The 6,880-nt window shown below is 38.1% G+C and carries 4 protein-coding genes; 2 read left to right on the top strand and 2 right to left on the bottom strand.

Features of this window, described 5'->3' with window-relative positions:
- Window positions 1-291, bottom strand: a 291-nt coding sequence (locus AC2JBO_RS41460) for a hypothetical protein (RefSeq protein WP_496959454.1), incomplete at its 3' end; no start/stop codon positions are given.
- Window positions 292-598: 307 nt separating this feature from the next.
- Between AC2JBO_RS41460 and AC2JBO_RS41455 the strand changes: the two genes are divergently transcribed.
- On the top strand, window positions 599-1,213 hold the full coding sequence (locus AC2JBO_RS41455) for a YwqJ-related putative deaminase (RefSeq protein ID WP_496959455.1): 615 nt from the start codon (window positions 599-601) through the stop codon (window positions 1,211-1,213).
- Window positions 1,214-1,243: 30 nt separating this feature from the next.
- Window positions 1,244-1,636 (top strand): toxin-antitoxin system YwqK family antitoxin, encoded by a 393-nt coding sequence (locus AC2JBO_RS41450; protein WP_496959453.1) that lies wholly within the window; start codon window positions 1,244-1,246, stop codon window positions 1,634-1,636.
- A 45-nt stretch (window positions 1,637-1,681) separates the two neighbouring features.
- Here AC2JBO_RS41450 and AC2JBO_RS41445 read toward each other — a convergent pair whose 3' ends face one another.
- Entirely contained in the window at window positions 1,682-6,637 is a 4,956-nt protein-coding gene (locus AC2JBO_RS41445; protein ID WP_496959452.1) for a beta strand repeat-containing protein, read from the bottom strand.
- Window positions 6,638-6,880: the final 243 nt, after the last annotated feature.

Below are 6,880 nucleotides of genomic sequence, written 5' to 3'. Positions count from 1 at the left end.
ATTGGCATTGGGAGTCAGAAAATAAGCTCCTCGGTTTTCGCTGATGTTAAACTCTCTGAGACTGTGAAACAAATTCTGTCCACGCTCGGCGCCTCCTATTATTGCATCGTTTGCGGCGCCGTTGAAATTGAAAATAACTCTCGAAGACTCGTTTGCTCCTAGTGTTTCGTCGGGTACGATGTTACTTTGGGCAAAACTTGGACTGATAGATGTAGTGAAAGCACTTACGCATCCAAGTAAAATAGATGTACTTAAACGCCAAATAAAACTGCCCAAACCAACATTTTTCACTTCGAGTCTCCCCCGGTGTCGAAAAGTTCAATCTTTCGGAACAATTGATTTACTAACAGGTGCCTGTCTATATTTATCCAAACAAGACGAACCGAGAGTAATAATCAATATGTTTTTAAAAATACCATGAGAAGCCTCCTTATATCCAAGGAGTAATTTTAAGAATTTAGTATACACCCCGCAGTTGTGAAAAGTTAAGGAAGTTTTAAAGCAATACGCTTTCCTGTTATGGTAAACTTAATGATTGGTGTAAAGTAGCCAGCAAATTAATTGAAATAAGTTAGGAGTTAAAAGTACGCTTGAAAAAATTAGTTTACCTCACCCTAATGATGATGTCGGTTTAAGAGCTACTGATTTTGGATTTAATCCACGTCAAGTAGATATCAATGACTCTGAGTTACTTCAAGATGCAAATGAACTCGTCAAGTCAGTTTACGAGTATTTTAATAATACAACTGCTTTACTTTCCAATAATCAGCGCGGGCCTGTATTAGCAGGTGTAATGCATAGAACCAAAAATATAATCCGTTTTGATATTAATCAGGTCAAACCATTCAAAGAAATTCTTCCTCTTCTACATCCTATTTTTCAGGATAGACTTGCTAAATATATTGATGATGCAGTAAATACGGGCTTGACTTCACGCCAACTGCTGGGAAAGGAATTTCCGGGTATCCATGCAGAAGTCAAAGCTGCATCTCAGGTTCTTTTGGCTCTAGAAGAACAGTTAGGCAGAAAAGCCGGAGTTGAGGATTTAGACGATTTGCTTATATTTAATATTCGTATCGCAGGTAGCCAAAAAGGTCAGAGTATAATACGTTGCCCTAACTGCCAGGTTTTGACCAGAGATATACTATCTCTTAGTGACCTCGCTGAGGAGTTTCTACAGAAATTATCAAGCTATCGCAAAACGCTACAATAAGAAGTGTTCATTATTGGAGTTGGTTGTTTTATGAGAGTATTTATAGATGAACTAGATTATTCTGATTATCATGCCTACACTTATGAGGGAAAAGATTTCACGGGTATTGCATACGAGAATTTTGCTAGTGGTCGGCTATTAGCAGAAAGTTCCTATGTGGATGGTATTTTACAAGGAATTTCAAGGGAATGGTATCCCAATGGACAGTTACACTACGAATATTACTATGAATCAGGAGTTTTAAATGGTTTATGTAAAGAACTGTATGAAAGTGGGCACTTAAAAATAGAATGTTTATATAAGTATGGTATTATTGTTAGCAAAAAGGAATGGACTGAAGATGGAAAGCTAATTGAAGAATATCAACTTAATGAAGATGACAAAAGTTTTAAATTATTAAATAAGTTAAGTAAACTAAAATAAAATTCACCAGCTAAAATTTACCAGCAGGCACCCATTAATAGCGGGTCAAGTTTCATAACACTCATTACCCATGAAAATTTTTCCATTTGGTAGTTGATACATTCCTTGTGGCTCAACTATGCTGTCACCCTTTTTCCAAGGGCGCCGTTCTTGCGTTTCTGGTAAATTACTAACATTTCCTGTTGAATAGGTACTGAGTGGAGCATTACCAGGACGTGCGCTTAAACCACCAGAACCTTTGAAATAAAATGTACCGCTTTTTTTATCTCTAGCAATACAACTAGTGGCAATAATCGCATTAGTATCGATTGTGTCTTTATTTAATTCTGTAAGACTGTTGGGAATAAAACTATTATTAGGAGAATCAATATCAGCAGTACCAGAAACACCAAACTGGGAACTAACGGTAATATCACTCAATTCTGTTTCTTGGGGACTCAAACCAATTCCAAAAATACCTTGAGTATTGATTTGGACTCTGCCCCCGTTTCCTTCAAAAGCATTGGCATTTATATTGCTATTTTCTTTGGGAATAGCAACAACAAATCTGGCATTAATATCAATGTTACCACCGTCTCCTCCTGCGCCTGCTGTTCCCGCAGTGGTGGATATTTCGCTATTGCGTCTTAATACAAGCTTATCACTGAGGGTAAATTTGATATTACCACCATCACGACTGGCAGAGCGAGCAGTAATTGAAGCTTTATCAAGGGTGAGATTTCCACCTGTGATAGAAATATTACCAGCCGTTCCTGTTCCTTCGCTATTAACTGAAATACGCCCACCATTAGAGATAGTAAATTCCCGTGGGTCGATGATAATGCTACCACCATTACCTGTTGAACCGGGTAATGTACTAGCGAATAATCCACTATTGGCACCTTCATTCGTAACGATATCAATTAATTGCGTATTTGTTGAACCCGACCTTTGTAAATTTTCTTGTGCTAAAGCTAATCGTTGGTTAAAATTTGGGTCACTTCCAGATATAGTAATGCGGTTTTTAACATTGAGGTTAATATTACCTGCGTTTCCACTACTGCGAGTATTCGCTAATATTTGGGCGCCGCCGAAAAGCTCAAATATATCAGCATTAATAGTAATTTCACCACCTTTACTTTGATTAAAAGTTGCAGATGAAACAACTGCTCCATCTGTAGCACGAAAGTTTTTAGTAGTTAGAGTCACATCTCCAGCATTACCAGATGCACCTCTTTGTGTTAGGGTTGCTATACCACTAGAAGTACCAGTAACATCAATACCTGACATAGTTATAGAATCAGATGCATTAATGCGAATATTTCCACCTTTACCATTACCTGCTGGAAGAAGATTATTTCCTATTGTTTCTGAGCGATATACTCCAGCGCTAATTCCAGAACCATTAGTTAACGTTAAGTTTTTTGTTTCAATATCCAGGTTTCCACCTTTACCAATACCTCCAGATACAACACTGCTATCAATGAAACTACTATTCATTGAGATATTTTCGGATATTTGCAACAAAATATTACCCGCATCTCCAGTTCCTAATGTACTATTCAAAATTCCAGCGTTATTTAAAGACAATTTTTTGGCACTGAACCGTAAATCTCCAGCCTTTCCAAAACCTCTAGGTAAGAGTGAGCTAATGACAACAGGGTTTTGATTACTTTCAGTTGTACCAGAAAAATTAATGGAATTACCAGCATTAAAAGTTATGCTGCCTCCATTACCTTGCCCAGAAATGCTAGCGTTGATAAGAACGTCATTAATTAAGTTAATATCATCACGGGCATCAATCAAAATATTACCACCATCACCTGTTCCAAAGCTTTGGGAACTAATATCAGCACCATTACTTATAGTAAACAACCCAGTTGTTATTTTAATATCTCCTCCCCTACCTTGCTTTCCTGGTAAAATTACGCTAATGGCGCCGCTACCTAATCCATTACCAGACCCATCAAATTTAAGACTATCGCGCGCACTTATTGTAATATTACCAATTTCACCCTGACCAAAATTACCTAAAAAACCACCATTAGTAGCAGACAGACTTCCAGTTGTTACCTGAATATTTCCGCCTTTACCCGCAATTCCTGACATCAAGCTTACAATTCCACTGCTCAAACCATCTCTGCCACCAACACCATCAATATTCACAGCATCTTTTACATCAACAAAAATATTACCGCTACCACCAGCCCCAAAACTACTAGCATTAATTTGACCACCATTTTTAAGAAATAATTCTCTACCTGTAATCCGAATAGTTCCACCATTTCCTGTTGCTGTAGTACTAACTGTACTTCTGGCTTCGCTTGATAAAAATTGCTTCTTGTCAAACCCTTCAAAAGTGATTGTATCGCGAGCATTAATAGTAATATTACCTGCATCTCCTATTCCAGCCGTGCCAGTTGCAATATAAGCACCATTACTTACTAAAAGTGAACCTGTTGTTATCTGAATATTCCCAGCTTTTCCTTCAGCATTAGGGATTAATGAATTTCCAATTGCACTTGCGGCACTATCTATTTTTCCATCTAATTTTACTGTATCGCGCGCATTGATGATAATGCTTCCACCTTCTCCTTTTCCTGAAATATCAGCACTTATTTGGCTACCATTCGTTAAAAATAGTGAACCTGTTTGTATAAAAGTATTGCCAGCTTTACCTCTACCTGTATTAAATACATTATTACTAATGTCTGCAACCCCATCCATGCTAATAACATTGCGAGCATCTATACTAATGTCACCTGCATTTCCAACTCCATTAGTACTACTGCCAAGAAAAGCGCCATTGGTCAAAAATAAAGAACCTGTTATAACCTTAATTCCTCCTGCATTACCCTCTGCTCCAGGTTGTACACTGTTGATAGCGCGACTAAATAAATCTCCACCATCAGAACCATCAAAACGAATAGTATCACGCGCATTAATGGTAATAGTTCCAGAATTTCCTTTTCCACGGGTACTTCCTTGAACTTGGGAACCACCTGTTACTTCGAGTGCATCAGCATTAATTGTAACATTACCACCATTACCAACGGCACCTGCTCCTACTGCATTAACAATTCCATTATTAAAGCCTGGTTTAGCTTGAGCGAAGGTAACTTTTCCAGTCACATCTATATTAATATTACCACCATTACCTTTACCACCAGTAAAATTAGCAGTCGCAGCATTCACTTGTGCAGAAATTATAGAGCTATTAATTAAAGAAAGCGAACCAGATTTGATATTGATATTTCCACCATTACCAACGGCGCCATCTCCCACATTACTAAATATACCGCCATCATTAAGAGAAATTAAATCATTAACTTGAATAGAAATATTACCCGCATTTCCTTTACCAAAAGTACCAGAAGTAATTCCTGCTTTATCGGTTAAATTTAAAAAGCCAGCATTAATTGTAATATTACCTGATTTTCCCTCTACTCCATTTAAGGTGCTGCGGATACCGCTAGTTATTCCATCTTTGATACCAGAAATATTCACGGCACCACGAACATTAATATTAACATTTCCTCCATTTTTTATCCCTGGAGTTTGTTCACCATCTTTTGTACGAACAATAGTTTGTATTTGGGTGCCATCAGTAATTGATAAAGAAGCAGCTTCAATATTAATAGTACCACCACTACCTACGGCGCCTGATTCTATATTACTATCAATAACAGCATCTACTAACGAGACAGCATCATTAACTTTTATAAATATATTACCACCGTTGCCAATTGCTCTCAATTGAACACTACTACCAATTATCGCATCATTAACCAGTAATTTATCAGATGCAATAACTATATTTCCCGCATCCCCAATACCAAAAGTATCTGCACTCAAAATAGCATCATTACTTACAATTAATGAACCTGTAGTGATATTTACATTCCCGCTTTTACCTATAGCTTCCCCATCCAAAACATTACTAATACGGGAATTCTCATCAGTTAAAGTTACCGTTCCCGTCGCATTTATTTGTATATCACCCGACTTAGTTGTAGGACTACCTAACTTATTATCAATACCTGCTCTAACTATACCTGCTCCACTAACGTTCACATCTTTGGCACCCAAAGCAATATCCCCACCACCAGAACCACGGACATTAATTTCTGCACCATTGCTAATGGATATATTACCTCTTTCTACACCTTCAGGAAAACTAAAACTCCAACTATCACCAGCAATATTGAATCCTACAGTACCAGGCGCCGCCAAACTCCCTAACTCTATTCTTCCGTTATACGCGCGCAGTCCACCACTTCCATCAAAAGATGCATTCTTAACAAGTCCACCACCTTCTATATTAATATCGCCACCCAAAAACAATAAACTCTTACCATCAGGAACTCTTAACCCGGTAATATCCTCACCAACTAGATTTTGTCCCGCAGGTGCAATAGAACGATTGGTAATATTACCTCTAGATATTTGATTGAATAAGAAAGCTGAAGGATTGATTGTCAGCACATCAGCAGGTTGACCACCGCTAGCATTGTAAACTCCACGCTCACCAAACTGAATTCCATTTGCTGTGGTTGCTAGAAACGAACCACCCACATCTAACCTGGCATTCAATCCGAACAAAACTCCATTCGGATTCATTAAATACAGATTTGCCGTTGAAGGTGTGAAGTTATTTGCTTGATGTACACCCAGAGTTCCAAAGATTTGTGAAGGGTTACTTCCTGTTACCCGCGCAAAAATATTTTGGATATTGGCATTAGGAGTTAAAAAATAAGCTCCTCGGTTCTCGCTGACGTTAAACTCTCTCAGACTGTGAAACAAATTCTGCCCACGTTCGGCGCCTCCTATTATTGCATCGTTCGTGGCGCCGTTGAAGTTGAAAATAACTCTCGAAGACTCGGTTGCTCCTAGTGTTTCGTCGGGTACAATGTTGCTTTGGGCAAAACTAGAACTGATAGATGTAGTAAAAGCACTTACGCATCCCAGTAAAAGAGATGTAGTCAAACGCCAAATAATACCGCCCAAACCAACATTTTTCACTTCAAGTCTCCCGTGGTGTTGAAAGTTCAATGTTTCGGAACAATTGATTTACTGACGGGCACCTGTTTATATTTATATAAAAAAGGCTAACCGAGAGTGATAATCAGTATGTCTTTAAAAATACCACGAGAGTGTTTCAATGCGAAAGTAATCTATACTACTACTCCGTGTCATTAAATTTGGGGTGTTAGAAAAAAGAACCACAAAGGCACAAAGGACACAAAGGAAGAGAGAACAACCCAA

It is taken from the genome of Calothrix sp. CBUCES-K 9914 (assembly GCF_059640475.1).
This window is presented reverse-complemented; position numbering and strand designations above follow the sequence as displayed.

What these genes read in the sequence shown, in the direction of transcription:
- AC2JBO_RS41450 (WP_496959453.1), top strand. Translation starts at nt 1,244, where the DNA reads ATGAGAGTATTTATAGATGAACTAGATTATTCTGATTATCATGCCTAC.